This window comes from Streptomyces sp. NPDC053427, assembly GCF_044544985.1.
In the GTDB taxonomy this organism is placed as follows: domain Bacteria; phylum Actinomycetota; class Actinomycetes; order Streptomycetales; family Streptomycetaceae; genus Streptomyces.
In genome coordinates this window covers 174,414-198,069 of sequence record NZ_JBITYA010000012.1, presented here as the reverse complement: position 1 = coordinate 198,069, position 23,656 = coordinate 174,414, and the positions used below count along the sequence as shown (strand labels likewise).

Here is a 23,656-nt window from a genome sequence, read left to right as displayed (position 1 = left end):
GCCGAAATATGAGGAAGCGGCAAGGACAAGGCACCCCGCAAGGCACCCAGGTCCCACGCACCGGCCAGGGCACACCCACGGGCGCAATGCATCCAGGCCCCGCCCACCGGAACGAGCGCCCAGGCCACACCCGCCCGCCGTAAGCACCCTGCACGCACCCGCCGCCCAGCGCCGACCGCCACGCGCCGACCACCACACGCCAACCGGACACAGCACAGCCGCTCACGGCACGGCCACCCGCTGAAGCAGCGCTGCCGCCGGCGCTGCCGGGAGCAGCAAGCCGGAAGACGCCGGCTGGGCGCAGCACAGCCACTGGCACAGCCACTGGCCGAAGCAACACCTAGCCGGCCTGAGCGGCAACGCGGCTGGCTGAAGCACCACCGCGGCCGGCCTGAGCAACACGGCGACCATCTGAAGCACCACGCCCGCCCGCCGAAGCAACGCGGCCACCGGCTGAAGGCAACGCGGCTTCCACCCCTGGCAACGCGCCCGCCGCCCATCGCCCGCCGCCCACCGCAGCGCGCCCGTCGGCGGGCGGGCGCAACGCGGCCGCCGGCCGGATCAGCGCAGCCGCTGGCTGATGACCTTCGAGACGCCGTCGCCCTGCATGGATACGCCGTAGAGCGCGTCCGCCACCTCCATCGTCCGCTTCTGGTGGGTGATCACGATCAGCTGGGAGCTCTCCTGGAGCTCCTCCATGATCCGGATCAGCCGCTGCAGATTGGTGTCGTCCAGCGCCGCCTCGACCTCGTCCATCACATAGAACGGACTGGGCCGCGCCTTGAAGATCGACACCAGCAGCGCCACCGCCGTCAGCGACCGCTCGCCGCCCGACAGCAGCGACAGGCGCTTGACCTTCTTGCCCGGCGGGCGCGCCTCCACGTCCACGCCGGTCGACAGCATGTCGTCGGGATCGGTCAGCACCAGTCGGCCCTCGCCGCCTGGGAAGAGGCGGGCGAAGACGCCCTCGAACTCCCGGGCCGTGTCGTGGAAGGCCTCGGTGAAGACCTGCTCGACCCGCTCGTCGACCTCCTTGATCACCCGCAGCAGGTCGGCCCGGGTCTTCTTCAAGTCTTCAAGCTGCTCGCTGAGGAACTGGTGCCGCTCCTCCAGCGCCGCGAACTCCTCCAGCGCCAGCGGGTTCACCTTCCCGAGCTGCTGATACGCCCGCTCGGCGGCCTTGAGCCGCTTCTCCTGGTCGGCCCGTACGTACGGCACCGGCTGGTTGCGGGGGTGTTCCGGGTCCTCGGGCAGCACCTCGTCCTGGGCCGGCGGCGAGGGTGGTACGGGCTGGGCGGGGCCGTACTCCGAGATCAGGGCGGCCGGCTCCACCCCCAACTCCTCCAGCGAGCGGGCCTCCAGCTGCTCGATCCGCAGCCGTTTCTCCGCGCCCAGCACCTCGCCCCGGTGCACCGAGTCCGTCAGCTTGTCCAGCTCCGACTTCAGTTCCCGGCCCTGCTCGCGTTCGGCGACCAGCGCCGCTTCCCGCTCGGCCTTGGCCCGCTCGGCGGCGGCGCGCTCCTCCTCGGCCCGTACGACGGACACCTCGACGTGCGCCAGGAGCTGCCGCGCGCCGGAGGCGACCGCCGAGGCAACCTCCGCCTCATGCCGCAACCGGGCGCGCCGTCGCTCGGCCCGCGCCCGCGCCTCCCGCTCGGCGCGCGCCCCCCGGTCCAGTGAATCCGCCCGCCCGGCCAGCGCCTTCACCCGCTCCTCGTGGGTGCGCGCCTGGAGCCGGGCCTCCATCTCCGTCTGGCGGGCGTTGGCCCCGTCGGCGGCCAGCCGGTCCCGTACGGAGGTGTCGGGTTCCTCGCCGCCCGCGCCCGGGTCCTCCTCGGCCACCGCCAGCCGTTCGGCCAGCTCCTCGGCCTCTTCGGTGGCGCGCAGCAGCGCCTCCTCCGCCTTGGCGGCCGCCGCGGCGGCCCGCTCCGCCTCGCCGGCGGCCGCCCGCGCCTGCCCGCCGAGCCGCCCCAGGTCCCCCGCGACCTTCGACTTCTCCCGGTCCGCCGCGCGCCGCCGCTCGCTCAACTCCTCGACCAGCGCGGCACACTCGCCGCGCCGCTCCTTCGCGGTCTGCTGCGCCGCCGTCAGTTCCGCGCAGCGCGCCTCCAGGCCCGCCAGCTCGGCGATCGCCTCGTCGACCGACGCCTGCACCTCCAGCAGGCTCGGCGCGCCGGCCGAGCCACCCTGTGCGAAGTGCGCCCCCAGCAGATCCCCTTCGCCGGTCACCGCCGTGAGTCCGGGCCGCGCCGCGACCAGGTCCTCGGCGTCCTCCAGCGTCGCGACGACCACCACGTCCCGCAGCAGCCGCGCCACCGCGGCCGTCAACTCCTTCGGCCCGCGCACCAGCTGATCGGCGCGTACGGGCTCGGAGCGGGGACCGGGCACGCGGAGTGCGGCCGGCGCGTGCACGGCGGTGCCGACGTCACCCGCCGCCGGGACGGGCGCACCGGCGGCGGCCGCCCCGGCCGTGCCCTCCGGCGTCCCCGCGGCGCCGGCACCGCTGTCCGGGAGCGCCCGCGCGGGCCCCGGCAGCAGGCCCGCCGCGGTGGTGGCCGCGGTTTCGGCCGCCGCGCCGGCCCCGCCCGCCACCGCGTACGCACCCTGCGCACCACCCGCCCCCTCGCCCCCGGCCAGCACCATCGCCGCCCGCCCCGCGTCCTGCTTGCGCAGCAGCCGGATGGCCTCGGCGGCGGTGGCCGGACCGGTGACGGCGACGGCGTCGGCGGCCGCGCCGAGGGCCGCCGCGACCGGGACCTCGAAGCCGGGGGTGACGGTCAGCAGTTCCGCGGCGGGGCCGAGCAGGCCGGTGAGCCGGTCCCCGGCGGCCAGCAGCGCGCCCGTGCCGTCCTTGCGGCGCAGCCCGAGTGCCAGTGCATCGTGCCGGGCGGAGGTCGCGGCGCGCGCCCGCTCGGCGGCGGTCAGTGCCTCGCGCGCGGCGGTCAGCTCGCTCTCCGCCGCGGTCAGCTCCCGGCGGGCCGCCTCGTACGCTTCCCCGAGCTCCTCGTCGTCCGCGTCGAGGCCGTCGACCTCGGCCTTGAGCTGCTCGTATGCCTCCTGGGCGGCGGCGGCCCGTTCGTGGGCGCCGTCGCGGGCCTCGGCGAGCCGGCCGATCTCGGCCCGCGCCGAGGCTGCCCGGCCGCGTGCCGCGGTGACCTGTCCGCTGAGCCGGGCGAGCCCCTCGCGCCGGTCGGCGATGGCGCGGGCGGCGTCCCGTAGCCGGCGTTCCTCGTCCGCCAACTGCCGTTCCAGGTCGGCGCGGTGTTCGACGGTGTCCTCGAGGGCCCGGCTGGCCGCTTCCAGGGCGGCCGTCAACTCCGCTTCCTGTTCGCGGATCCGGGCCGCCTCGCGCTCCATGTCGTCCGGGTCGCGTCCCTGCCGTTCGTCCGGCGGGGCCGCGGAGGCGCTCTTGATGCGCGCCTCGGCGAGCGAGACCGTGCCGCGTACCCGTTCCGCGAGCTGCGACAGCTCGTACCAGGTCTGCTGGGCGCGCTGGACCCGCGGCGTCAGCGTGCGGACCTCCGCCTCGAGCACCGCCTCGCGCTGCTGTGCGGTGCGCAACTGGGTCTCGGCGGCCTCCTTGCGTTCCTTGAGTGCGGCCTCGTCCTCGATCTCGGCGCGCAGCGCCCGGCGCAGGGTGACGAGGTCGTCGGCGAGCAGCCGCAGCCGGGCGTCGCGCAGGTCCGCCTGGATGACGGCGGCCCGCCGGGCGACCGCGGCCTGCCGTCCGAGTGGCTTGAGCTGGCGGCGCAGCTCGTCGGTGAGGTCCTGGACGCGGGCGAGGTTGGCTTTCATCGCGTCCAGCTTCCGCAGGGCCTTCTCTTTGCGCTTGCGGTGTTTGAGGACGCCCGCGGCCTCCTCGATGAAGCCCCTTCGGCCCATCGGGTCGGCGTGGAGGACGGAGTCGAGCTGTCCCTGTCCGACGATGACGTGCATCTCGCGCCCGATGCCGGAGTCGGAAAGGAGCTCCTGGATATCGAGCAGCCGACAGGTGTCGCCGTTGATCTGGTACTCGCTGCCGCCATTACGGAACATGATCCGGGTAATGGTGACTTCGGCGTATTCGATGGGCAGGGCGCCGTCGGAATTGTCGATGGTGAGTGAGACCTCGGCGCGGCCCAGCGGGGGCCGGCCGGTCGTGCCGGCGAAGATGACGTCTTCCATCTTGCCGCCGCGCAGCGACTTGGCGCCCTGCTCGCCCATGACCCAGGACAACGCGTCCACGACGTTCGACTTGCCGGAACCGTTGGGTCCCACGACGCAGGTGATGCCGGGCTCGAACCGTAGCGTCGTGGCGGATGCGAAGGACTTGAAGCCTCGCAGGGTCAGACTCTTGAGATGCACGCTTTTGGACTCTACCGGCCGTTTGTCGGGGGGCGACCCCAACATTCCGCCGCCGGTCGTCGTCGCCGTTTCGTGGTGTGTACGGCCCCCGGGTATGCGGCGGCGTTCATTTTCGGTTTCACCGGGGAATGTGCAGGGCACATGATGCGGTAAGGGAGGCGCCGGGGGGTCGAAGAGGCCGTTCGGACAATGCGAAAACCGGGGAATCCGCGGTATCGGTGGCCGGGAAATCCTCTGCCGTCACTGCCGGGAAACGACGAAGGGACGCCGAAGCGTCCCTTGCAGATCTTGAAGAGAGCGGCGGTGCCTCAAGCGGCTGGCGAGCAGCCCGACCGGCCCTGGGGTTGGGGTCAGGTGAGCGCGGGCTCCGCCTGGGGTACGTCGATGTCGAGCATCGAGTCGTCGTGACGTGCGGCAGCGGACAGCATGTCGTTTTCGGCCTGCATCCGAATAAGTTCGGATTCAAGGTCTTGGACGCGCTGCTGAAGCCGTCGCATCTCGGAGAGGACTCGGGGGTCGGAGCCGCCGACGTAACCGAGAAGCGCCTTTGCCATGATGGATGGTCCTCCACACTGAGTGACCGACCGAAGCGGTGTGGGTCGTGAGGGATTCGCACCCGCGGTGCTTGCCATTACTGGTGTCTTCAATGCCAAACAGCTAAGGTGCGCGGGGATTCCAGAGTCTCACCAAAAGGTTTGAGGGTCAACACGATCACACCCCGTATCGTCGGGCGCCCGAGAGTGCGCGGCCGTCAGGGCTCTGCGCCGACTCTCCAGAAAGGTCCCGCGGGGTGTGGAGATCATCCGTACAGCCGCAGCCTTGCACGGGTCGGCCGAGTTGGCAACCACCAGGCCTTATCTCCCGTGAGCAGCTGACAAAGGCATAGCCCAAAGATCATTTTTGACGGCCGTACGGTCGGCGCCGGCGGGCCCTTCAGCGGATCTCGAAGCCGTCGTATCCGCCGCGGGGCGTGTCCCATATCTCAGTGACACCGTCGACGCGTCCGGGCGTGTCTCCGGTACGGAGCCAGTCCAGCAGCTGCTCGCAGCGATCCCTCGGCCCTTCGGCGACCACCTGGACGCGGCCGTCGGCGAGATTGCTGGCAAATCCGTCGAGTTCACCGATGCGCAGCGCATTCGCGCGGGTGAACCAGCGGAATCCGACTCCTTGGACGCGGCCGCGCACCCACGCGATCACCCGGACCTCTTCGTTCATGTGTGCACGTTAACCGGCCAATTGCCCGCTGGGCACCTCGGCCCGGAACGCCATGGCGTACAGTCCCCCGACATCGAGACTCACCCGTTCGGGTGAGTCGACTTGACGCCCGGAAAGGCGTGCGGCGGTAGCCGCGCCAATGGAGCCGGTGCTTGCACCGGGGGAAGGAAGACAGCGGATGGGCCGCCATCGACGCTCTGCTCCCCACGCGCCCGAACCCATAGGTGCTCGCCCTGTTGACGCACCGGCAGAGGCGGCACCGGGTGCCGCCCGGCACGCCGGACACCGCGCGGCGCGCGGCCGCCGGACGGCGCCGGTGCGCACCGGGCTGCTCGGCGCCTCCGCCGCGGTGGCCATGGGTGCCGTGGCCGTCGCCTCCGGACTGATACCGGGCGGCGGCCAGTTCGAGGTGGGCGGCGGTGGGGAGCGCGGTGAGCGGGTGCGTGCCGACTCGCTGCCGGACGTCGAACCGCGTGGCGGCAACTCCGTGACGCCGACGGACCGCGCCTCGGACCCGGCGAGCCGCGGCGGCGAGCGCCCCACGGCCCCGCACTCCCCCCGCGCGTCCTCGGCGGCGACCCCGTCGGCCTCGCCCTCCCCGCACCGTCCGGCCAAATCCCCGGCCGCGGAGCCCGGTTCGCAGCGTCCCGAGAGGACCGCAGGCCCGTCGGCCGCGCCGACGACGCCGAAGAGCTCCGCGACCCCGTCGGCGTCCGCGGACCCCGAGTCGTCCGCCGAGGCCGAGGTGCTCTCCCTCGTCAACCAGGAGCGCGCCCAGGCCGGCTGCTCGCCGGTGACCGCCGACAAGGAACTGGCCGGTCTGGCGCAGGGCTTCAGCGACGACATGGCGGCGCGCGGCTTCTTCGACCACACCGACCCGGACGGCGACACGCCCTGGGACCGCGCCCGCGACCTGGGCATCACGAATCTCGGCGGCGAGAACATCGCCCGCGGCCAGGCCAATGCCCAGTCGGTGATGGATTCCTGGATGAACAGCTCCGGTCACCGCGCCAACATCCTCAATTGCGAGTACAAGACGCTCGGCGTGGGCGCCCACTTCGGTCCGGGCGGGCCCTGGTGGACGCAGGATTTCGGGTTCTGAGGCGTTGGCGGGCGGTCCGGGTGGTTCCCGGCCGCCGCGCGTTCACCCGGACAGCCGTGCCGTCAGGGTGCGGGGCAATCGCCGTTCGATGACGTGCGCGAACCCCGGCTGTGGCGCGCCGTGGCCGTCCTCGATCCGGCAGGGCGCGCGGACAGGCGACAGGCGTCGAGGGCCGCGGAAGTCCCTCGGGCCGGCGATCGGCGGACGGGACCGTCGTCAGCCCGCGCGGGACGGTCGTGGCGGTCGCTGGCAGCGGGGGCAGAAGTAGCTGGAGCGGTTCATCCAGGGGCGGCGGCGGATGGGGGTGCCGCAGCGGCGGCAGGGTTCGTCCTCGCGGCCGTAGGCGTCCAGGGAGCGTTCGAAGTAGCCGGACTCGCCGTTGACGTTGACATAGAGGCTGTCGAAGCTGGTGCCGCCGACGTCGAGGGCGGCGTTCATCACGTCCCGTACGTGGCCGAGCAGCTCGGCGGTGCGCGGGCGGGTGAAGGTGGCGGTGGGCCGGTCGTAGTGGAGCCTGCTGCGCCACAGTGCCTCGTCGGCGTAGATGTTGCCGACGCCGCTGATCAGGGACTGGTCGAGCAGGGCGCGTTTGATGGTGGTCCGGCGGCGGCGCAGCGCGTCGTGGAAGGCGGCGTCGTCGAAGGCCGGGTCGAGGGGGTCGCGGGCGATGTGGCCGATGACGTCGGGGAGCTGGTCGGCGTCGCCGGGGACGGTGTCGTGGAGGGAGAGGCCGCCGAAGGTGCGCTGGTCGACGAAGCGGAGTTCGGTGCCGAGGTCGTCGGCGAAGCGGATGCGGATGCGCAGGTGCTTTTCGTCGGGGGCGGCTTCGGGCTGGACCAGCAGCTGGCCGCTCATGCCGAGGTGGGCGAGGATCGCCAGGCCGTGGGTGACGTCGGGGGTGACGAGGGGGCCGATGCCTTCGGCGCCGGTCTGCGCGGCGGGGCCGCCGCCGGTGACCGGGAGCCAGAGGTATTTGCCGCGGCGGCGGGCCGCATCGATGCGCAGGCCCTTGAGGCGGGCGGCGAAGTCGGCCGCGCCGGCGGTGTGGCGGCGGATCGCGCGCGGGTGGCGGACCTCGACGGCGTCGATGCTCCGTCCGCTGACCCAGCGCTGCAGTCCTCGGCGTACGACCTCGACCTCGGGCAGCTCGGGCACGGGGCGCTCCTCACGAACGAGTGGTCCTGGGAAAGACTTCTGACCCCCTCCGGGAGCGGCCGGGCCGTCCTGGAGGGGGTCAGAAGGGGGTTTTCAGTGTGCCGACGACGAGGTGTCGTCGGAAGCCGGAGCCGCATCAGGCTGCGCGGCGGTGGCCGCTTCGGTGGAGCCGGTGCTTGTACCGGGGCCCGGCGACGTGTCGTCGTCGGAGGCCGACTCCTTGGCCTTGGCCGCCTCGTCCGCCGCGGCGCGAATGGCACGCCATGCGGATTCGGCCGCCTGCTGCTCGGCTTCCTTCTTGCTGCGGCCGGTGCCGGTGCCGTACGAGACACCACCGACGCGGGCGGCAGCAGTGAAGGTCTTCTCGTGGTCCGGGCCGGTCTCGGTGACCAGGTATTCCGGGACGCCGAGACCTTCGGTCGCGGTGAGTTCCTGGAGGCTGGTCTTCCAGTCCAGGCCCGCGCCCAGGCTGGAGGACTTCTCGATGAGCGGGTCGAAGAGCCGGTGCACCAGCTCGCCGGCCGCGTCGAGGCCCTGGTCGAGGTAGACCGCGCCGATCACCGCTTCGAGGGTGTCGGCGAGGATGGAGGCCTTGTCCCGGCCGCCCGTGCCTTCTTCGCCTCGGCCGAGGCGGATGAAGGCGCCGAGGTCGAGGCCGCGGCCCACCTCGGCAAGTGCACGCGAGTTGACCACCGCGGCCCGGAGCTTGGCCAGCTGGCCTTCCGGGAGATCGGGGTGGATGCGGTACAGCGTGTCGGTGACCACCAGGCCGAGCACCGAGTCCCCGAGGAACTCGAGCCGTTCGTTGGTGGGCAGACCGCCGTTCTCGTATGCGTACGAGCGGTGCGTCAGCGCACGCACCAGAAGGGCGGACTCGAGCTTGTACCCGAGCCGCCCTTCCAGAAGCGTGTGGGACGAGGCTGTGTCCGCCGGATTCTCATCCCCGCGCTTGCGGGGGGACGGATTGGCGTCTTCCGCCTTCTTGGGGCTAGACACGGTGCCTGTCACCAGCCGCTCAGACCTCGAGGACCTGGCGCTTGTTGTAGGTGCCGCAGCTCGGGCACGCGATGTGCTGCAGCTTGGGCTCGTGGCAGCTAGCGCATGCCACCAGGGTGGGGACCGCAGCCTTCCACTGCGACCGGCGGTGGCGCGTGTTGCTGCGCGACATCTTCCGCTTCGGAACAGCCACGGCTACTTCTCCTGAGGTTCATCCCCGCCGTTGCGGGGAACGTTGTCCTTCTCGTCGTCCTGGTTGGTCCCGACGAGTCCCTGCAGTGCCGCCCAACGCATGTCGACGGCATCGTGGTGGTGGTCCGGGTCGTCCGCGAGCCGCGCTCCGCATTCGGAGCACAGGCCCGGGCAGTCGTCCTGGCACACCGGCTGCAGCGGCAGTGTGAGCACCACCGCATCCCGCAGCACGGGTTCGAGGTCGAACATGTCGTCCTCGATGAAGAAGGTGTCTTCCTCGTCCTCGGCGTCGTCGCCGGAGTCCGCGGGGCGGGTCCGGGCGTCGGCGTCGGGGTAGGAGAACATCTCCTGGAAGTCCGCAGTGAGCTCTCGCTCGAGCGGCTCCAGACACCTTACGCACTCCCCCTTCACGGCCGCACGGGAGGTGCCTGTGACAAGCACCCCGTCCATGACCGATTCCAGGCGGAGGTCGAGCTCGATCGGGGCACCCTCGGGCACTCCGACGACCTCGTTGCCGAGGTCCCGGGGGGCCTCGACGGTGCGGGAGAGCCGCTTGAGCGTGCCGGGACGACGCCCCAGCTCGCGTGTATCGAACACGAGCGGGGAACGGTGGTCGAGGCGGGCGTTGATGGCTTCCTGCTTTCTGTACTGCGCTACGAGCCGCCCGTTATCCGCTGGATACGCGGGCAGCAGTGATCGCGAAGTAGACGCGACCGAACAGCCAGGATACTGGACGGGCCCCGATAGGCCCAATCCGCTTCCGGCCCCTCCCGGGCCGGTTACTGGCGCCGCTGTTCGTACTGCTCTTCGTACTGCCGGATCTGATCCATGTTGATCATGCTGGTGTCGAAGAGGCTGGTCTCGTCCAGCGCCCCCGCCTGGGCGTGCGGGTCGTGGGGGGCGTGCTGAGGCTGGGGCGGCAGCTGGTGCTGGAGGTAGGCGTTCGGGTCGTATCCCTGCTGCTGGGCCTGCTGCTGGGCTTGCTGCTGCTGCCAGTCGTAGCCGTACGGATCCTGGTGGTGCTGTGCGTACGGATCCTGCTGCGGCTGCTGGTAGCCGTAGGCGTCCTGCTGCTGGTAGGCCGCCGGGTCCGCGTAGTAGTCCTGCTGGACCTGGGGCTGGAGGGGCTGCTGGGGGTCCGGGAGCTGCTGGTGCTCCTGCGGCTGGGGCGGTGCCTGGGGCGCGGCCTGGGGCGGCTGCGGGTCCTGGCCTGCGCCGATGCCCGCGAGTCCGGCGAGATAGTCGGCGTCCGCCTGCACCTGGCCGGCCTGGTGGTCGCCCGCCGTCGCCAGATGCACCGCGAGCTCGTCGATGGCCCGCGCGCCCTGGAGCTTGTCGCGGCCGCGGCCGACCGCCTCCAGCGTCTTGGTCAGGACGGCCTGGAAGGCACCGAACTTGGCGTCCACATAGGCGTCGGCGCGCTGCTTCAGGGTCTCCGGGTCGGCGCTGCGCTCGGGGGCCTCGGTGCCGTCCTCGTCGGGGTATCCCTGCTGGTCGAGCCCGGGGTCGCGGCCGAGCAGCTTCTCGCGGCCGCGGTCGACGGAGCCGATGGTCTTGGTGAGGACGACCTCGAAGTTGGCGAGCTTGGAGTCGACGTAGTCGTCGGCCTCGGCGCGGATCTCCTCGGCCTCGCGGCGGGCGTCGGCCAGGATCCGGTCGGCCTCGTCCTGGGACTGCCGGGCCACCTCGGTGTCGGAGATCAGTGACCCGCGCTGGGCGTGCGCGGACTCGATGATCCGCTCCGCCTCGGCCCGCGCCTCCTCGACCATCTGCTCGCGCCCGCCGAGCAGCTCCTGCGCCTGGGCGAGGGAGCCGGGCAGGGCCGCCCGGACCTCCTCGAGCAGGGCGAGCAGCTCGGCGCGGTTGACCACGCACGAGGCCGACATGGGCACGGACCGGGCGCTGCCGACGGTCTCGACGATGTCGTCGAGCTTCTTCTGCACGTCCACCTTGGACTCGCCACTCTCTGAAGGGATGGAACGAGGGAACGGGACGACTGTACGACCACGGGGCCCCGGCCCGACACCTACTGACTTTCCGTCAGGGTGCCGGCCGGGCGGCACGCGGCGCGGCGGGTCATCGCTTCTTGCGCAGGCGCTCGGTCAGGGCGTCGAGGACGAAGGGCGGGACCAGGTGGGCGACGTCGCCGCCCCAGGCCGCGACCTCCTTGACGAGGCTGGAGGAAAGGAAGCTGTAGGTGGGGTTGGTGGGGACGAAAAGGGTCTCCACGCCGGACAGCCCGTTGTTCATCTGGGCCATCTGGAGCTCGTAGTCGAAGTCGCTGACGGCGCGCAGGCCCTTGACGATGGCGGGGATGTCGCGCTGCTTGCAGAAGTCGACGAGCAGGCCGTGGAAGGACTCGACCTCGACGTTGCCGTATTCGGCGGTGGCCCGGCGGATGAGATCGATCCGCTCGTCGACCGTGAACAGGCCCTGCTTCGACTGATTGATCATCACGGCGACGTGGACGACGTCGTACAGCTTGGAGGCACGGGCGATGATGTCCAGGTGCCCATTGGTGATGGGGTCGAACGACCCCGGACAGACGGCGCGGCGCAACTTCGTCTCCTCGCTCTGCGGCCCGGTCATGACACGCTTGCTGACGTCGATTCGGCGGACGTCGAGGCGGCGCGACCGTACCAAAGCGTGGCCTCGCCGTAGCGACGGGCCTTGATCGCTTCAAAACCGTCCGGCCAGGGGAACGTGCCGCCTCTGGTGCTGCGCTCCACGGTGACGAGTGCCTCCTCCGCAAGCCACCCCTGACCACGGAGTGTGAGCAGGATCTCCCGAAGATCGGCGTCGGTGGCGGCGTAGGGCGGGTCCAGGAAGACGATGTCGTACGGGTCGCCCGGGGCGGGGGCCGCGGCGGTCTGCTCGGCCTTGCCGGTGCGCAGTTCGGCGCCGGGGAGGCCTACGGCGCGGATGTTGTCGCGGATGGTGCGGGCGGCGCGGGTGTCGGCCTCGACCAGCAGGACGTGCGCGGCGCCCCGGGAGAGCGCCTCCAGGCCGACGGCTCCGGAGCCGCCGTAGAGGTCGAGGACCCGGGCGCCGGTGAGCGGTCCGTCGAGCGCCTCCCAGGTGGAGAAGAGGGCCTCGCGCGCCCGGTCGGAGGTGGGGCGGGTGCCGTTTCCCGGTGGTACGGCCAGGCGGCGGCCGCCGGCCGAACCGGCGATCACGCGGGTCATGGGCCCGTCCTTACGTTGTGCGTGGGGTGGAGTGACACAAGGGGAGCCCGGTGGGCTCCGGTCCCACGATATTCCGTCGTCGCACGGACGGCGCCGGGCGGCGGCCTGCGGCGCCGCAGGGACGGGTGATCGATCTCACCCCTGGCCCGCGCTCGTCCCGTCCGCCGTCGCCTGTCCCGTCGCTCGTCCCGTCGCCCGGTCCCGCCCCTCGGTCTCATCCCTTGTCCAGATACTGCTCCCGCTCGTCGTCCAGGAGCGCCGACAGCGCGGTCCGCAGCTCGGGGTAGCCGGCGAGCTCGGGGTCGGCGGTGACCACGGCGGTGGCCTCCTCCCGGGCGGCCGCGATGACCTCTTCGTCCTCGATGACGGCGAGCATCCGCAGCGACGAGCGGACGCCGGACTGGGCCTGCCCCAGGACGTCGCCCTCGCGGCGCTGTTCCAGGTCGATGCGGGAGAGTTCGAAGCCGTCGAGGGTGCCGGCGACGGCCGCCAGCCGGGCGCGTGCCGGGCTGGCCTCGGGCATCTCGCTGACCAGCAGGCACAGGCCGGGGGCGGAGCCTCGGCCCACCCGGCCGCGCAGCTGGTGCAGCTGGGAGACGCCGAAGCGGTCCGCGTCCATGATCACCATGGCGGTGGCGTTCGGGACGTTCACGCCGACTTCGATGACGGTCGTCGCCACCAGGACATCCAGCCGGCCGGCTGCGAACTTCCGCATCACCTCGTCCTTGTCGTCCGGGGCCATCCGGCCGTGCAGCACCGCCACTGCGAGGCCCTCTAGGGGTCCCTTGGCCAGCTGCTCGGCGACGTCCAGCACCGCCAGCGGCGGCCGCTTCTCCTCGACGTCCTCCGGTGAACTCTCCTTGGCCGCCGTCTCCTTGGCGCCCTTCTTGGCGGCCTTGGGCGGGTCCTCCTCGTCGCCGATCCGGGGGCACACCACATAGCCCTGGTGCCCGGCCGTCACTTCCTCGCGGACCCGCTCCCAGGCGCGCGCCAGGAAGTGCGGTTTGTCCTTGGCGGGCACCACATGGCTGGCGATCGGCGAGCGTCCGGCGGGGAGTTGGTCGAGTACGGAGGTCTCCAGATCGCCGAAGACGGTCATGGCGACCGTGCGGGGAATGGGGGTGGCCGTCATCACCAGCAGGTGGGGCGGTTGTTTGCCCTTGCCGCGCAGGGCGTCGCGCTGTTCGACGCCGAAGCGGTGCTGTTCGTCGACCACGACCAGGCCCAGGTCGTGGAACTGCACCTTGTCCTCGATCAGCGCGTGCGTCCCGATGACGATGCCCGCCTCGCCGGTGACCAGGTCGAGCAGCGCCTGGCGGCGGGCGGCGGCACCCATGGAGCCGGTCAGCAGCACCACCTTCGTGCCCTGCTCTGCGCCGCCGAGCATCCCCTTCTCGGCGAGCTCGCCCATCATTTCGGTGATGGAGCGGTGGTGCTGCTGGGCGAGGACTTCGGTCGGCGCGAGCATCGCCGCCTGGCCGCCGCTGTCGACGACGCCGAGCATGGCGCGCAGGGCCACCATGGTGTTGTGGGTGACGGTGAAGTGGTCGGTCACATAGGCGTGGTCGGGGTGCGCGACGCTGATGCACTGGACCGGCTTGCGGCCGACGTACTCGATGGCCTCGACGGCGCGCCGCAAGCCGCCGCGGCCGTCGGACGCCGCGTCCGGCAGCGCCACGTGGACGTCGCGGGCGCCGTCCCGTACGGGGGCGAGCACGGGGCAGCCGCCCAGGGAGCGCACCAGCCAGGCGAGGTCCTCGGCCAGCGGGCCGGGCGCTCCGCGGAAGACGGTGCCGGCGCCCGCGGGCCGCCCCCCGGCGTCCATCAGGCCCTGCACCAGGGCATGGCGGTCCTTGAGCGGGGCGTTGCGGTAGGCGTCCGGGACGCGGCCTCCCCGTTCGGCCAGCGACCGGCCCAGTGCGTACGGATCGAGCGGCCGGTCCTCGCCCCCGTCGAGGTCCACCGGGGTGGCCGGCGGGATGGACCACTTGGGCCGGCCGTCGGCGTGCAGCAGATCGGCGCGCAGCTCGCGCGTGGTCAGCACCCGCTCCGCCGTGCCGCGGGATCCGACGATCCACAGATGCTCGTCGTCGCACTCGACGGCGCTCCCGTCCGAGAGCACCAGCCGCCACACCTCCCGCTCTCCCTGGGGGAAGACGCCGTCCACCACGGCGAGCTCACCGGAGGGCACCACGACTTCGGCGCCGACGGTCATCTCCCCCATGGGCCGGAAGCCGCGGGGTGTCAGCACCAGGGCGTCCAGCGGCTGTGCCTTGCCGGAGCCCACCTCGCCCTGGAGGAGGCGGTGCATGGGGTGGTTCGTCGCCAGGTCGTCGAAGATCTCCCGGCTGACCTGCTGCTGGCCTTCGGTGAGGGTGAACGGCAGCTTGGCGTCGAAGGCGTCGAGGAGGCCGCCCTCGGTCAAGGTCCTCGGTACGGCGGGAAGTTGGGTCTCGGCCAGGCGGCGGCGGGCGAGCGCCACCTGGAGGACGAAGGCCTCGTCCCATTTGAGCCGGGCGCGGGCGTCGGCGATCTCGGCTTTGGTGGCCGGCCGGTGGATCTTCAGCAGCGCCTCGGTGAGCGGGATGAGCGCGCGGCCGTCGCGCAGCGCGTCCGGGAGCGGGTCGACGGCGTCCTGGGCGCTGGGCAGCACCGCGTCGACGGCCTTGGCGATCTTCCAGGAGGCCATCTGCTGGCAGGCCGGGTAGATCGGCAGCAGCTGCTGGGCGAAGGCGCTGACGGCGTCCGTCCCGGCGTCGTCGTCCTTGTCGAGGAGTTCGTACTCGGGGTGGGCGAGCTGCAGTTTGTGGTTGAAGACCGAGACCTTGCCGGCGAACATCGCCCGGCGGCCGGGCAGCAGGTCCTTGTGCGGTTTGTGGATGCCCCTGCCGAAGAAGACCAGCCGGAGCCGGCCGCTGCCGTCGGTGAGGGTGACCTCCAGCCGTTGTCCTCTGCCGCCGTTGAAGGTGTGGACGCGGGCGTCCGCGACCTGGGCGACGACCGTGACGTGTTCGTCCAGCGGCAGGTCCGCGAGGCGGGTCAGCTCACCGCGCTCGGCGTAGCGCCGGGGGTAGTGGTGCAACAGGTCGCCGACCGTATGCAGGTCGAGGTGCTCGGCCAGCACTTTCGCGGTGCTGCCACCGAGGATCTTCTTCAGGGGTTCGTCGAGCGCTGCCACGCACCTATTGCACACCACGGCTCCGACATTCGGGGTCTGCCGAGCGCCGGAGTCCGCGACGCGGAGTGCGGGTGGGCTTGCCGACGGGGTACGCGTCCCGGCGTCGGGCGGGGTCGTGGCCTTGTTCCGGGGTGCTGTTATTCGACGCCGATGAGCAGCGGCGCCGCGTACTGCCCGCCTTCGTAGACGACGGTGTCGACGGCGAGATGGCGTTCGCGGACGTGGGCTTCGAGGCGGTCCGCGAGGGTGTCGGGGATGTCGGTGCCGAGTACGAGGGTGACCATTTCGCCGCCCGCGGAGAGCATCCGGTCCAGGACCGTCATCGCGGTCGCGGTCAGGTCGGAGCCGATGACCGCGACATCGCCGTCGATCAGCCCGAGGACGTCGCCGGCCTGGCAGACGCCGGCCATCGTCCATGACTGCCGCTCGGCGACGGCGAGCTCCGCGTAGCGGGTGGCGCCGGCGGCGGAGGTCATCGCGACGACGTCCTCGTCGAAGCTGCGTCCCGGCTCGTGCACGGCCAGGGCGGCGATGCCCTGGACGGCGGAACGGGTGGGGATCAGGGCGACCCGGACGCCTTCGGTGCGGGCCTGTTCGGCGGCGGCCGCGGCGGTGTGCCGCAGTTCGGGGTCGTTGGGCAGCAGCATCACCTCGCGGGCGTGCGCCTGGCGGATCGCCTGGACCAGTTCGCCGCTGGCAGGGGGTTCTCCGGGGCGTACGGAGACCGTGGTGGCGCCCGCCTCGGTGCAGAGCCCGGCGAGCCCGGCGCCCGGCACCACGGCGACGACGGCCCGCGCCGCCATCTCGGGTTCCTTGATGCGGGTGGCGCCGCCGAAGTGGGTGATGCGGATCCGGTACGGGCGGCCGGCTTCGATGCCGGCCTCCACGGCGGCGCCCGCGTCGTCGACGTGGACGTGGACGTTCCACAGGCCGTCGCCGCCGACGACGACGAGGGAGTCGCCGAGACCGTCGAGGCGGGTGCGCAGCCGTGCCACGGCGGCGTCGTCGGCCTCCAGGAGGTAGATGACTTCGAAGGCGGGGCCGTCCCCGTCGCTGTCGATGCAGCCGTCGGCCCCGGTTGCCGCGCGGCCGCCCGCCTCGGGGAGCGGCGCGTCGGCCCGTACGGTGACGGGGGCCGCCGTGCTCTCGCCGGAGAGTGCGTCGGCGAGGGCGCCGAGCAGGGCGACGAGGCCGCAGCCGCCGGCGTCCACCACTCCGGCGCGGCCGAGCACCGCGAGCTGGCCGGGGGTGGCCTTGAGGGCGCTGCGGGCGCCGTCGTGGGCGGCCCGTGCGATGTGGGCGGCGTCTCCGGTGGCGCGTTCCGCGGCGTCGGCGGCGGCGGTCGCCACGGTCAGGACGGTGCCTTCCACGGGGTGCGCCACGGCCTCGTAGGTCGATGCGGCGGCGCGGCGCAGCGCCCGGCGCAGCGCGTCGGCCGGGCCGTGCGGGCCGCCGTCCGGGTCCTCCTCGGCCGCCAGGACCTCGGTCATGCCGCGCAGCAGCTGCGCGAGGATGGTGCCGGAGTTGCCGCGGGCGCCGATGAGGGCGCCGTGGGCCATGGCGCCGATGGCGTCGGCGAGGCGGGGCGTGGTCCCGGTGGAGGCGTGGCCGTCGAAGGCGGCCTCGACGGCGCGGGTGGCGGATTCGAGGGTCAGGTAGAGGTTGGTGCCGGTGTCGCCGTCGGCCACCGGGTAGACGTTGATCGCGTCGATGCGCTCGCGCTCCCGGCCGAGCGCCTCCAGGGCCAGCCCGCACCAGGCGCGGACCGCGGCGGCGTCGAGCGGGTAGGGCACATCGTCCTCCTGGGTCACGGGATGCACCGCACAGTAGCCGCGCTCCGGCGGGGAGGCCGGGGCGGGGGCCCGGGGCTGCGTGATAGTTTCGTTCTACGGGAGCGGCCGTTGTATGCTGCTCCGGTTGCCCGATGAAAATCGGGCCATTCCTCTCCTGACGGTGCCGGTCGGGTAATGCACTCGGCTCGTCAGGATTTCACCGTAAGTGCATCTGAAGTCTTTGGAGTGACCCGTGGCTGCCAACTGCGACGTCTGCGGCAAGGGGCCGGGCTTCGGCAAGAGTGTCTCGCACTCGCATCGCCGTACCAACCGTCGTTGGAACCCCAACATCCAGACGGTGCGTGCAGTGATCGGGCGCACGCCGAAGAAGCTGAACGCCTGCACCTCGTGCATCAAGGCCGGCAAGGTCTCGCGCTGACGTCTACGCCGTAGCGCAGCCCAACCGGTTGCTTGTGAAGCCGGTCCACCGTCATGGTGGGCCGGCTTTTGCCTTTCCCGGTGCCGGGCGACGGCTCTGCCGCGCCCGGCGCCATGGCCGGGGCGGCGCAACCGCTGCCGGGCAGACGCCTAGGGCCGCAGGCGCCAGCCGTGGTCGACCGGCCCGATGCCCGCGCCCAGCCGGAAGCCGGCCGCGATGGCGCCGTTGACGTAGTCCTTCGCGGCGGCGGCGGCCTGCGGGACGGTGTCCCCCTTGGCGAGCTGCGCGGCGAGGGCGCTGGCGAGGGTGCAGCCGGTGCCGTGGGTGTGGCGGTTGTCGTGGCGGGGCGCGCGCAGCCAGTGTTCCTCGGTGCCGTCGGTGAGCAGGTCGACGGCGTCCGTGGCGTCGGCCGTCAGGTGGCCGCCCTTGATGAGGGCCCAGCGGGGCCCGAAGTCCAGGATGGCGGCGGCGGCCCGCCGCATGTCGGCCTCTTCCCGGACGTGTACGCCGGTCAGCTGGGCGACCTCGTCCAGGTTGGGGGTGGCGACGGTGGCGGTCGGCAGCAGCTTGGTGCGGACCGCGTCGAGGGCGGTGGCGGCGAGCAGCGCATCGCCGTGCTTGGAGACGCCGACGGGGTCGACGACGACCGGGACGTGCAGGTCGGCGAGGAGTTCCGCGACGGTCTCGACCAGTTCGGCCGAGGAGAGCATTCCGGTCTTGACGGCCTCGACGCCGATGTCGTCCACGACGCTGCGGAACTGGGCCCGTACGGCCTCCACGGGCAGTTCCCAGGCGCCCTGCACGCCGAGCGAGTTCTGGGCGGTGACGGCGGTGAGCACGCTCATGCCGTGGGTGCCGAGCGCCAGCATCGTCTTGAGGTCGGCCTGGATGCCCGCGCCGCCGCCGGAGTCGGATCCGGCGACGGTCAGGACGCGTGGAGGTATGTGCGTACCGGTCTGCATACCGCCGAATCTACTCGGCGTCGTCGTTGTCCCCGAAGTGGTCCCAGCCGGCCTTCGCCCAGGGGGCGCCGTCGACCGTGACCTGGGGCAGCGCGGAGGGGTTGAGGACCTCGCCGATGACCTTCCAGCGGGCGGGCAGTTTCACGTCCGGCGGGAAGGTGGCGACGATGGCGTGGTCCTCGCCGCCGTTGAGCACCCACTGCATGGGGTCGACGCCGACGGCGGTGCCGATGTCGGACATCTGCGAGGGGATGTCGATGGCGGCGGAGCGCAGGTCGATGCGGACCTTGCTGGCGTCGGCGATGTGCCCGAGGTCGGCGACCAGGCCGTCGCTGACGTCGGTCATGGCGGTGGCGCCGAGTCCGGCGGCCGCCGGGCCCGCGTGGTAGGGCGGTTCGGGGCGGCGGTGGGCCTCGACGAAGGCGCGGGGGGAGCGGAAGCCGCGGGAGAGGACGGCGTGACCGGCGGCGGACCAGCCGAGCCAGCCGGTCACCGCGACCACGTCGCCGGGCTGGGCGCCGCCGCGGGTGACCGGCTCCGCGTTGCGCAGATCGCCGAGCGCGGTGATGGCGACGGTGATGGTCTCCCCCCGTACGACGTCGCCGCCGACGACCGCGGCGCCGGCCACCTGGCATTCGTCGCGCAGCCCGTCCATCAGCTCGGTCGCCCACGTTGCGGGGAGTTCCGCCGGAACGACCAGCCCGAGCAGGATCGCGGTGGGCACGGCGCCCATGGCCGCGATGTCGGCGAGGTTCTGTGCGGCGGCCTTGCGGCCGACGTCGTAGGCGGTGGACCAGTCGCGGCGGAAGTGCCGGCCCTCCAGGAGGACGTCGGTGCTGGCCACCACCCTCCGGTCGGGCGCGGTGACCACCGCGGCGTCGTCCCCCGGCCCGATGCGTACGGCCGGGGTGGAGGTGAGCCGGGCGGTGAGCTCCTTGATCAGCCCGAATTCCCCCAGCTCGCCCACGGTGCCCTTCATGCTGTTGCCCTTCCCCTGCGTACGGTCCGTCCGTACTTCGCTGACGACTGCGCCGCACTTGCCGCTTTCACCGCGCGGGTCTCCCCGCTCCGCACGGTGACGCGGTACCGTGGCGTCCCTTCTTCCCACATGATCCCGGTAGCCGCCCTGGAGGTCCCGTGGTACAGGCATACATCCTGATCCAGACCGAGGTCGGCAAGGCCTCCGCAGTGGCCGAGGTGATCGCGAAGATCCCTGGTGTGCTGCAGGCCGAGGACGTCACGGGACCCTATGACGTGATCGTGCGGGCGCAGGCCGACACCGTGGACGAGCTGGGCCGCATGGTGGTCGCCAAGGTCCAGCAAGTGGAGGGCATCACGCGTACCCTCACCTGCCCGGTGGTCCATCTCTAGCTCCCCCGTATGCTCGGCCGGGTGATGTCTGTGCGCCGCCGGTACCTGGCCCTGCCGGTGCTCACCGTGCTCTTCGCCGCGGTGGGCTGTTCTTCCTCGGATGTCGATGTGCCTTCCCCGCAGGGCGAGGCGGTGCGGTACTGCCGGGCGCTCCACAAGGTGTTGCCGAAGACCGTGGACGGTCTGAAGCGCGGCAGTGCGGAGCCGGTCTCCGACTTCACTGCTGTCTGGGGCGATCCCGCCGTTCGACTGCGCTGTGGGGTGCCGAAGCCGGATGTGCTGACGTACGGGAGTGAACATTACAACCCCAAGGCGGACGCGGCAGTGGTCGATGGCGTCCAATGGCTGTTCGAGAAGCGGGACGACGGCTATCGCTTCACGACCGTGCTGCGCAAGGCCTATGTCGAGGTGACCGTGCCCGGGGCATACGCGCCCGAGGTCGATGTGCTCACCGACCTCGGGGGCGCCGTCAAGAAGTCCGTTCCGGAGGGCGTCTAGGCCCGCTCAGCGCAGCCCCGTGGAGCGGGTCAGCGCCGCCTGGAGCAGCCGGTCGATCAGCTCCGGATAGCTCACGCCGCTCTCCTGCCACATCCGCGGGTACATGGAGATGGGCGTGAAGCCGGGCAGCGTGTTGATCTCGTTGATCACGAACTCGCCGTTGTCCTGGAGGAAGAAGTCGGCGCGTACCAGACCTTCGCAGGACGCCGCCTCGAAGGCCGCGACGGCGAGTTCCTGGACCTCGGCGGTCTGCTCGGCGGTCAGCGGCGCCGGGACGATGCCGTCGGCCGAGTCGATGTACTTGGCCTCGAAGTCGTAGAAGTCGTGGGCGGTGACCGGCGGAATCTCGGCCGGGAGGCTGGCGCGCGGGCCGTCCTCGAACTCCAGGACCCCGCACTCGATCTCGCGGCCGGTCAGCAGCGCCTCGACGATGACCTTGGGGTCGTGGCGGCGGGCCTCCTCGACGGCCTCGTCCAGGCCCGCGAGGTCGTTGACCTTGGTGATGCCGATGGACGAGCCGGCCCGTGCGGGCTTGACGAACAGCGGCCAGCCGTGGTCGGCGGCGAAGTCCACGATCTTCTTGCGGGCGGCCGCGGGGTCGTTGTCCCACTCGCGGGGGCGGATGACCTCGTAGGGGCCGACGGGCAGCCCGAAGGAGGTGAACACCCGCTTCATGTAGTCCTTGTCCTGGCCGACCGCGGAGGCGAGGACGCCCGAGCCGACGTAGGGGACGCCGGAGAGCTCCAGCAGGCCCTGCAGGGTGCCATCCTCGCCGTACGGGCCGTGCAGGACCGGGAAGACGACGTCGACCTCGCCGAGCGCCTTGGGCACCGAGCCGGGCTCGGTGTAGACGATCTCGCGGTTGGTCGGGTCGACCGGGAGCACGACCCCGCCGTCGGCGGACTCGGCGAGCGCGGCCACGGTGGGCAGCTGCCGGTCCGTGATGGCCATCCGCTCGGGGTCGTCGGCGGTCAGCGCCCAGCGTCCGTCGGTGGTGATGCCGATGGGCAGCACGTCGTACTTCTCGCGGTCGATGGCGCGCATGACGGCGCCGGCGGTGACCACGGAGATGCCGTGCTCGGAGCTGCGGCCGCCGAAGACGACGGCGACGCGGGGCTTGTGGGAGGAGGTCTGGCTGCTCATAACGCGTTGAGAGTACCTGCTGAGGGGCCTGGAGTCAGTGCTGCGGCACGGGGTCGCAGCGCCGGACGGGGCCCGGCCGGGTCACCGGGGCCACGAGAGGGCAACCCCCGACCACGCGGCGGGGCGCCGCGGCCGCGAAAGGGCAACCCCCCGACCGCGTCACCACCAACGGCTCCTGCCGCGGCCGACCACTCCGCGGGGCGCCGCCGTCAGTGCCTCTCCGGCTTGGCGGTGCGCGACATCAGGTCCTTGAGGGCGACCATGGGCGGCTTGCCCTCGTGGACGATGTCGACGACCGTCTCGGTCAGCGGCATGTCGACGCCGTGCCGGCGGGCCAGATCGAGCACGGACTCGCACGACTTGACGCCCTCGGCGGTCTGTTTGGTGACCGCGATGGTCTCCTGAAGCGTCATGCCGCGGCCGAGGTTGGTGCCGAAGGTGTTGTTGCGCGACAGCGGCGAGGAGCAGGTGGCGACGAGGTCGCCCATGCCGGCCAGGCCCGCGAAGGTGTGTGCGTCGGCGCCCATGGCCAGGCCGAGCCGGGTGGTCTCGGCCAGGCCCCGGGTGATCAGGGAGGCCTTGGCGTTGTCGCCCAGGCCCATGCCGGTGGCGATGCCGACGGCGAGCGCGATGACGTTCTTGACCGCGCCGCCCAGTTCGCAGCCGACGACGTCGGTGTTGGTGTACGGGCGGAAGTACGGGGTGTGGCAGGCGGTCTGCAGCCGCCGGGCGACCGCCTCGTCGGCGCAGGCGACGACGGCGGCGGCGGGCTGGCGGGCGGCGATCTCCTTGGCGAGGTTGGGTCCGGTCAGCACCGCGACGCGTTCCGCGGGGACCTTGGCGACCTCCTCGATGACCTCGCTCATGCGCTTTGCGGTGCCCAGTTCGACGCCCTTCATCAGGGAGACCAGGACCGTGTCGGCGGGCAGCAGGGGCGCCCATTCGGTGAGGTTGGCGCGCAGCGTCTGCGAGGGGACGGCCAGGACGGTGAAGTCCGCGCCGCGGGCCGCTTCCGCCGGGTCGGTGGTGGCGCGTACGGCGGCGGGGAGGGTGACCCCGGGCAGGTAGTCGGGGTTGGTGCGGCCGTTGTTGATGGCGTCGACGACGGCGGCGCGGCGGCCCCACAGGGTCACCTCGCATCCCGCGTCGGCGAGCACCATGGCGAATGCGGTGCCCCAGGACCCCGTGCCGTAGACGGCGCAGCGCGTCACTTGCCTTCATCCTCCTGTACCTGCGGGGTGCTTCCGGCCCGCTGCGTGCTGACGACGGCTCCGCCGGAGCCGGGCTCCATGAGGGCATCCGTGGCGGCCTTGGCGGCCTCGCGGGCGGCGCGGCGCTCGCGGGCGATGGCCTTGCGGTAGTCGTACGGTTCGGCGGGCGCGGGCTCGTCGCGGAGCAGGGCCAGCTGTTCGGTGATGGCGGCCATGATGGTTTCGGTGACGGCGCGCAGTACCTCGGCGGTGGGCTCCTTGCCGTAGTACGCGCTGAGGTCGACCGGCGGTCCCGCCTTCACCTTCAGCGTCTTGCGGGGGAAGAGCTGGAGTTTGTTCTCCTTGGCGTACGGCGGCATCGCGGCATTCGCGCCCCACTGGGCGACGGGAATGACGGGTGCCTTGGTCAGCAACGCGACGCGTGCGGCACCGGTCTTGCCCTGCATGGGCCACATCTCGGGGTCCCGGGTGAGGGTGCCTTCGGGGTAGAAGGCGACGCATTCGCCCTTGTCGATGGCGGCGACCGCGGCCCGGAACGCGGTGGCCGCGTCGGTGGTTTCCCGGTAGACGGGGATCTGGCCGGTGCCGCGCATCATCAGGCCGACAAAGCCGCTCTTGAAGAGGCCGGACTTGGCGAGGAATCGCGGGACCCGTCCGGTGTTGTACTGATAGTGCGCATAGGAGAGCGGATCGAGATACGAGTTGTGGTTGACCGCGGTGATAAATCCGCCGTCAGCCGGAATGTGCTCCATTCCCTGCCAGTCCCGCTTGAACAGAACCAAGAGCGGCGGTTTGCAGATGACCGCGGCCAAGCGGTACCAGAAGCCGATTCTGCGGCGGGACACTTGGACACCCTCCTTGTGGGACCTGCGAAGCTGCGCCGGGCCGGCAGC

Annotated in this window: 21 protein-coding genes; 4 read left to right on the top strand and 17 right to left on the bottom strand. The window is 71.9% G+C overall.

Annotated features, from left to right (window positions below):
• Positions 1 to 561: 561 nt before the first annotated feature.
• The 3 genes from ACIGWZ_RS30885 to ACIGWZ_RS30875 all read right to left on the bottom strand — a co-directional run bounded on the left by ACIGWZ_RS30885 (position 562) and on the right by ACIGWZ_RS30875 (position 5,559).
• Positions 562 to 4,344, bottom strand: a complete 3,783-nt coding sequence (locus ACIGWZ_RS30885) for an AAA family ATPase (protein ID WP_400070002.1) — start codon at positions 4,342 to 4,344, stop codon at positions 562 to 564.
• Between the two features lie 350 nt (positions 4,345 to 4,694).
• Entirely contained in the window at positions 4,695 to 4,898 is a 204-nt protein-coding gene (locus tag ACIGWZ_RS30880) for a hypothetical protein (RefSeq protein ID WP_046925798.1), read from the bottom strand.
• Between the two features lie 379 nt (positions 4,899 to 5,277).
• A complete protein-coding gene (locus ACIGWZ_RS30875; protein WP_400070001.1) occupies positions 5,278 to 5,559 on the bottom strand; it encodes an acylphosphatase in 282 nt (93 codons plus the stop codon).
• Between the two features lie 178 nt (positions 5,560 to 5,737).
• Here ACIGWZ_RS30875 and ACIGWZ_RS30870 point away from each other — a divergent pair, with 178 nt between their 5' ends.
• Positions 5,738 to 6,661: a CAP domain-containing protein gene (locus tag ACIGWZ_RS30870; protein WP_400070000.1), complete on the top strand. Its 924-nt coding sequence runs from the start codon at positions 5,738 to 5,740 to the stop codon at positions 6,659 to 6,661.
• Between the two features lie 216 nt (positions 6,662 to 6,877).
• Here the strand turns inward: ACIGWZ_RS30870 and mutM are convergent, their stop codons facing one another.
• The 9 genes from mutM to ACIGWZ_RS30825 form a co-directional block, all read right to left on the bottom strand.
• The gene (gene mutM, locus ACIGWZ_RS30865) at positions 6,878 to 7,816 is read right to left on the bottom strand and encodes a bifunctional DNA-formamidopyrimidine glycosylase/DNA-(apurinic or apyrimidinic site) lyase (protein ID WP_400069999.1); all 939 of its coding nucleotides are present in this window, start codon (positions 7,814 to 7,816) and stop codon (positions 6,878 to 6,880) included.
• A 93-nt stretch (positions 7,817 to 7,909) separates the two neighbouring features.
• Complete coding sequence (gene rnc, locus ACIGWZ_RS30860; protein ID WP_400069998.1) at positions 7,910 to 8,824, bottom strand: ribonuclease III; 915 nt, start codon at positions 8,822 to 8,824, stop codon at positions 7,910 to 7,912.
• Between the two features lie 7 nt (positions 8,825 to 8,831).
• Positions 8,832 to 9,005: a 50S ribosomal protein L32 gene (rpmF, locus tag ACIGWZ_RS30855; RefSeq protein WP_030087884.1), complete on the bottom strand. Its 174-nt coding sequence runs from the start codon at positions 9,003 to 9,005 to the stop codon at positions 8,832 to 8,834.
• A gap of 2 nt (positions 9,006 to 9,007) precedes the next feature.
• On the bottom strand, positions 9,008 to 9,601 hold the full coding sequence (locus ACIGWZ_RS30850) for a YceD family protein (RefSeq protein WP_400069997.1): 594 nt from the start codon (positions 9,599 to 9,601) through the stop codon (positions 9,008 to 9,010).
• A 182-nt stretch (positions 9,602 to 9,783) separates the two neighbouring features.
• The gene (locus ACIGWZ_RS30845; RefSeq protein ID WP_400069996.1) at positions 9,784 to 10,953 is read right to left on the bottom strand and encodes an ATP synthase F0 subunit B; all 1,170 of its coding nucleotides are present in this window, start codon (positions 10,951 to 10,953) and stop codon (positions 9,784 to 9,786) included.
• A 127-nt stretch (positions 10,954 to 11,080) separates the two neighbouring features.
• Positions 11,081 to 11,593: a pantetheine-phosphate adenylyltransferase gene (gene coaD, locus ACIGWZ_RS30840; protein WP_400069995.1), complete on the bottom strand. Its 513-nt coding sequence runs from the start codon at positions 11,591 to 11,593 to the stop codon at positions 11,081 to 11,083.
• On the bottom strand, positions 11,590 to 12,189 hold the full coding sequence (gene rsmD / locus ACIGWZ_RS30835) for a 16S rRNA (guanine(966)-N(2))-methyltransferase RsmD (protein WP_400069994.1): 600 nt from the start codon (positions 12,187 to 12,189) through the stop codon (positions 11,590 to 11,592). Before rsmD ends, coaD begins: the two co-directional genes overlap by 4 nt.
• Before the next feature lie 214 nt (positions 12,190 to 12,403).
• A complete protein-coding gene (locus ACIGWZ_RS30830) occupies positions 12,404 to 15,367 on the bottom strand; it encodes a helicase-related protein (protein WP_400069993.1) in 2,964 nt (987 codons plus the stop codon).
• Between the two features lie 137 nt (positions 15,368 to 15,504).
• Entirely contained in the window at positions 15,505 to 17,160 is a 1,656-nt protein-coding gene (locus ACIGWZ_RS30825; RefSeq protein ID WP_400070116.1) for a DAK2 domain-containing protein, read from the bottom strand.
• Between the two features lie 232 nt (positions 17,161 to 17,392).
• On the opposite strand from ACIGWZ_RS30825, the gene rpmB reads away from it, so the two are divergent.
• Positions 17,393 to 17,578 carry a 50S ribosomal protein L28 gene (gene rpmB, locus ACIGWZ_RS30820; protein WP_006602870.1) on the top strand — a complete coding sequence of 62 codons (186 nt, stop codon included), beginning with the start codon at positions 17,393 to 17,395 and terminating at the stop codon, positions 17,576 to 17,578.
• A gap of 149 nt (positions 17,579 to 17,727) precedes the next feature.
• On the opposite strand, the gene thiD is transcribed toward rpmB, so the two are convergent.
• Both thiD and ACIGWZ_RS30810 read right to left on the bottom strand, forming a co-directional pair.
• Positions 17,728 to 18,540, bottom strand: a complete 813-nt coding sequence (gene thiD, locus ACIGWZ_RS30815; protein WP_400069992.1) for a bifunctional hydroxymethylpyrimidine kinase/phosphomethylpyrimidine kinase — start codon at positions 18,538 to 18,540, stop codon at positions 17,728 to 17,730.
• A gap of 10 nt (positions 18,541 to 18,550) precedes the next feature.
• Positions 18,551 to 19,519, bottom strand: coding sequence for a thiamine-phosphate kinase (locus tag ACIGWZ_RS30810; RefSeq protein ID WP_400069991.1), 969 nt, complete (start codon positions 19,517 to 19,519; stop codon positions 18,551 to 18,553).
• Between the two features lie 158 nt (positions 19,520 to 19,677).
• On the opposite strand from ACIGWZ_RS30810, the gene ACIGWZ_RS30805 reads away from it, so the two are divergent.
• Positions 19,678 to 19,911: an Lrp/AsnC family transcriptional regulator gene (locus ACIGWZ_RS30805; RefSeq protein ID WP_046925812.1), complete on the top strand. Its 234-nt coding sequence runs from the start codon at positions 19,678 to 19,680 to the stop codon at positions 19,909 to 19,911.
• Positions 19,912 to 19,935: 24 nt separating this feature from the next.
• Positions 19,936 to 20,409 (top strand): DUF3515 domain-containing protein, encoded by a 474-nt coding sequence (locus ACIGWZ_RS30800; protein ID WP_400069990.1) that lies wholly within the window; start codon positions 19,936 to 19,938, stop codon positions 20,407 to 20,409.
• 6 nt (positions 20,410 to 20,415) lie between these two features.
• On the opposite strand, the gene ACIGWZ_RS30795 is transcribed toward ACIGWZ_RS30800, so the two are convergent.
• The 3 genes from ACIGWZ_RS30795 to ACIGWZ_RS30785 all read right to left on the bottom strand — a co-directional run bounded on the left by ACIGWZ_RS30795 (position 20,416) and on the right by ACIGWZ_RS30785 (position 23,608).
• Positions 20,416 to 21,552: a D-alanine--D-alanine ligase family protein gene (locus tag ACIGWZ_RS30795; protein ID WP_400069989.1), complete on the bottom strand. Its 1,137-nt coding sequence runs from the start codon at positions 21,550 to 21,552 to the stop codon at positions 20,416 to 20,418.
• Positions 21,553 to 21,761: 209 nt separating this feature from the next.
• Positions 21,762 to 22,763, bottom strand: a complete 1,002-nt coding sequence (locus tag ACIGWZ_RS30790; RefSeq protein WP_400069988.1) for an NAD(P)H-dependent glycerol-3-phosphate dehydrogenase — start codon at positions 22,761 to 22,763, stop codon at positions 21,762 to 21,764.
• The gene (locus ACIGWZ_RS30785; RefSeq protein ID WP_400069987.1) at positions 22,760 to 23,608 is read right to left on the bottom strand and encodes a lysophospholipid acyltransferase family protein; all 849 of its coding nucleotides are present in this window, start codon (positions 23,606 to 23,608) and stop codon (positions 22,760 to 22,762) included. Before ACIGWZ_RS30785 ends, ACIGWZ_RS30790 begins: the two co-directional genes overlap by 4 nt.
• Positions 23,609 to 23,656 lie beyond the last annotated feature (48 nt).

What these genes read in the sequence shown, in the direction of transcription:
- ACIGWZ_RS30880 (WP_046925798.1), bottom strand. Translation starts at nt 4,898, where the DNA reads ATGGCAAAGGCGCTTCTCGGTTACGTCGGCGGCTCCGACCCCCGAGTC.
- ACIGWZ_RS30875 (WP_400070001.1), bottom strand. Translation starts at nt 5,559, where the DNA reads ATGAACGAAGAGGTCCGGGTGATCGCGTGGGTGCGCGGCCGCGTCCAA.
- ACIGWZ_RS30870 (WP_400070000.1), top strand. Translation starts at nt 5,738, where the DNA reads ATGGGCCGCCATCGACGCTCTGCTCCCCACGCGCCCGAACCCATAGGT.
- coaD (WP_400069995.1), bottom strand. Translation starts at nt 11,593, where the DNA reads ATGACCGGGCCGCAGAGCGAGGAGACGAAGTTGCGCCGCGCCGTCTGT.
- rsmD (WP_400069994.1), bottom strand. Translation starts at nt 12,189, where the DNA reads ATGACCCGCGTGATCGCCGGTTCGGCCGGCGGCCGCCGCCTGGCCGTA.
- thiD (WP_400069992.1), bottom strand. Translation starts at nt 18,540, where the DNA reads ATGCAGACCGGTACGCACATACCTCCACGCGTCCTGACCGTCGCCGGA.
- ACIGWZ_RS30810 (WP_400069991.1), bottom strand. Translation starts at nt 19,519, where the DNA reads ATGAAGGGCACCGTGGGCGAGCTGGGGGAATTCGGGCTGATCAAGGAG.
- ACIGWZ_RS30800 (WP_400069990.1), top strand. Translation starts at nt 19,936, where the DNA reads ATGTCTGTGCGCCGCCGGTACCTGGCCCTGCCGGTGCTCACCGTGCTC.
- ACIGWZ_RS30795 (WP_400069989.1), bottom strand. Translation starts at nt 21,552, where the DNA reads ATGAGCAGCCAGACCTCCTCCCACAAGCCCCGCGTCGCCGTCGTCTTC.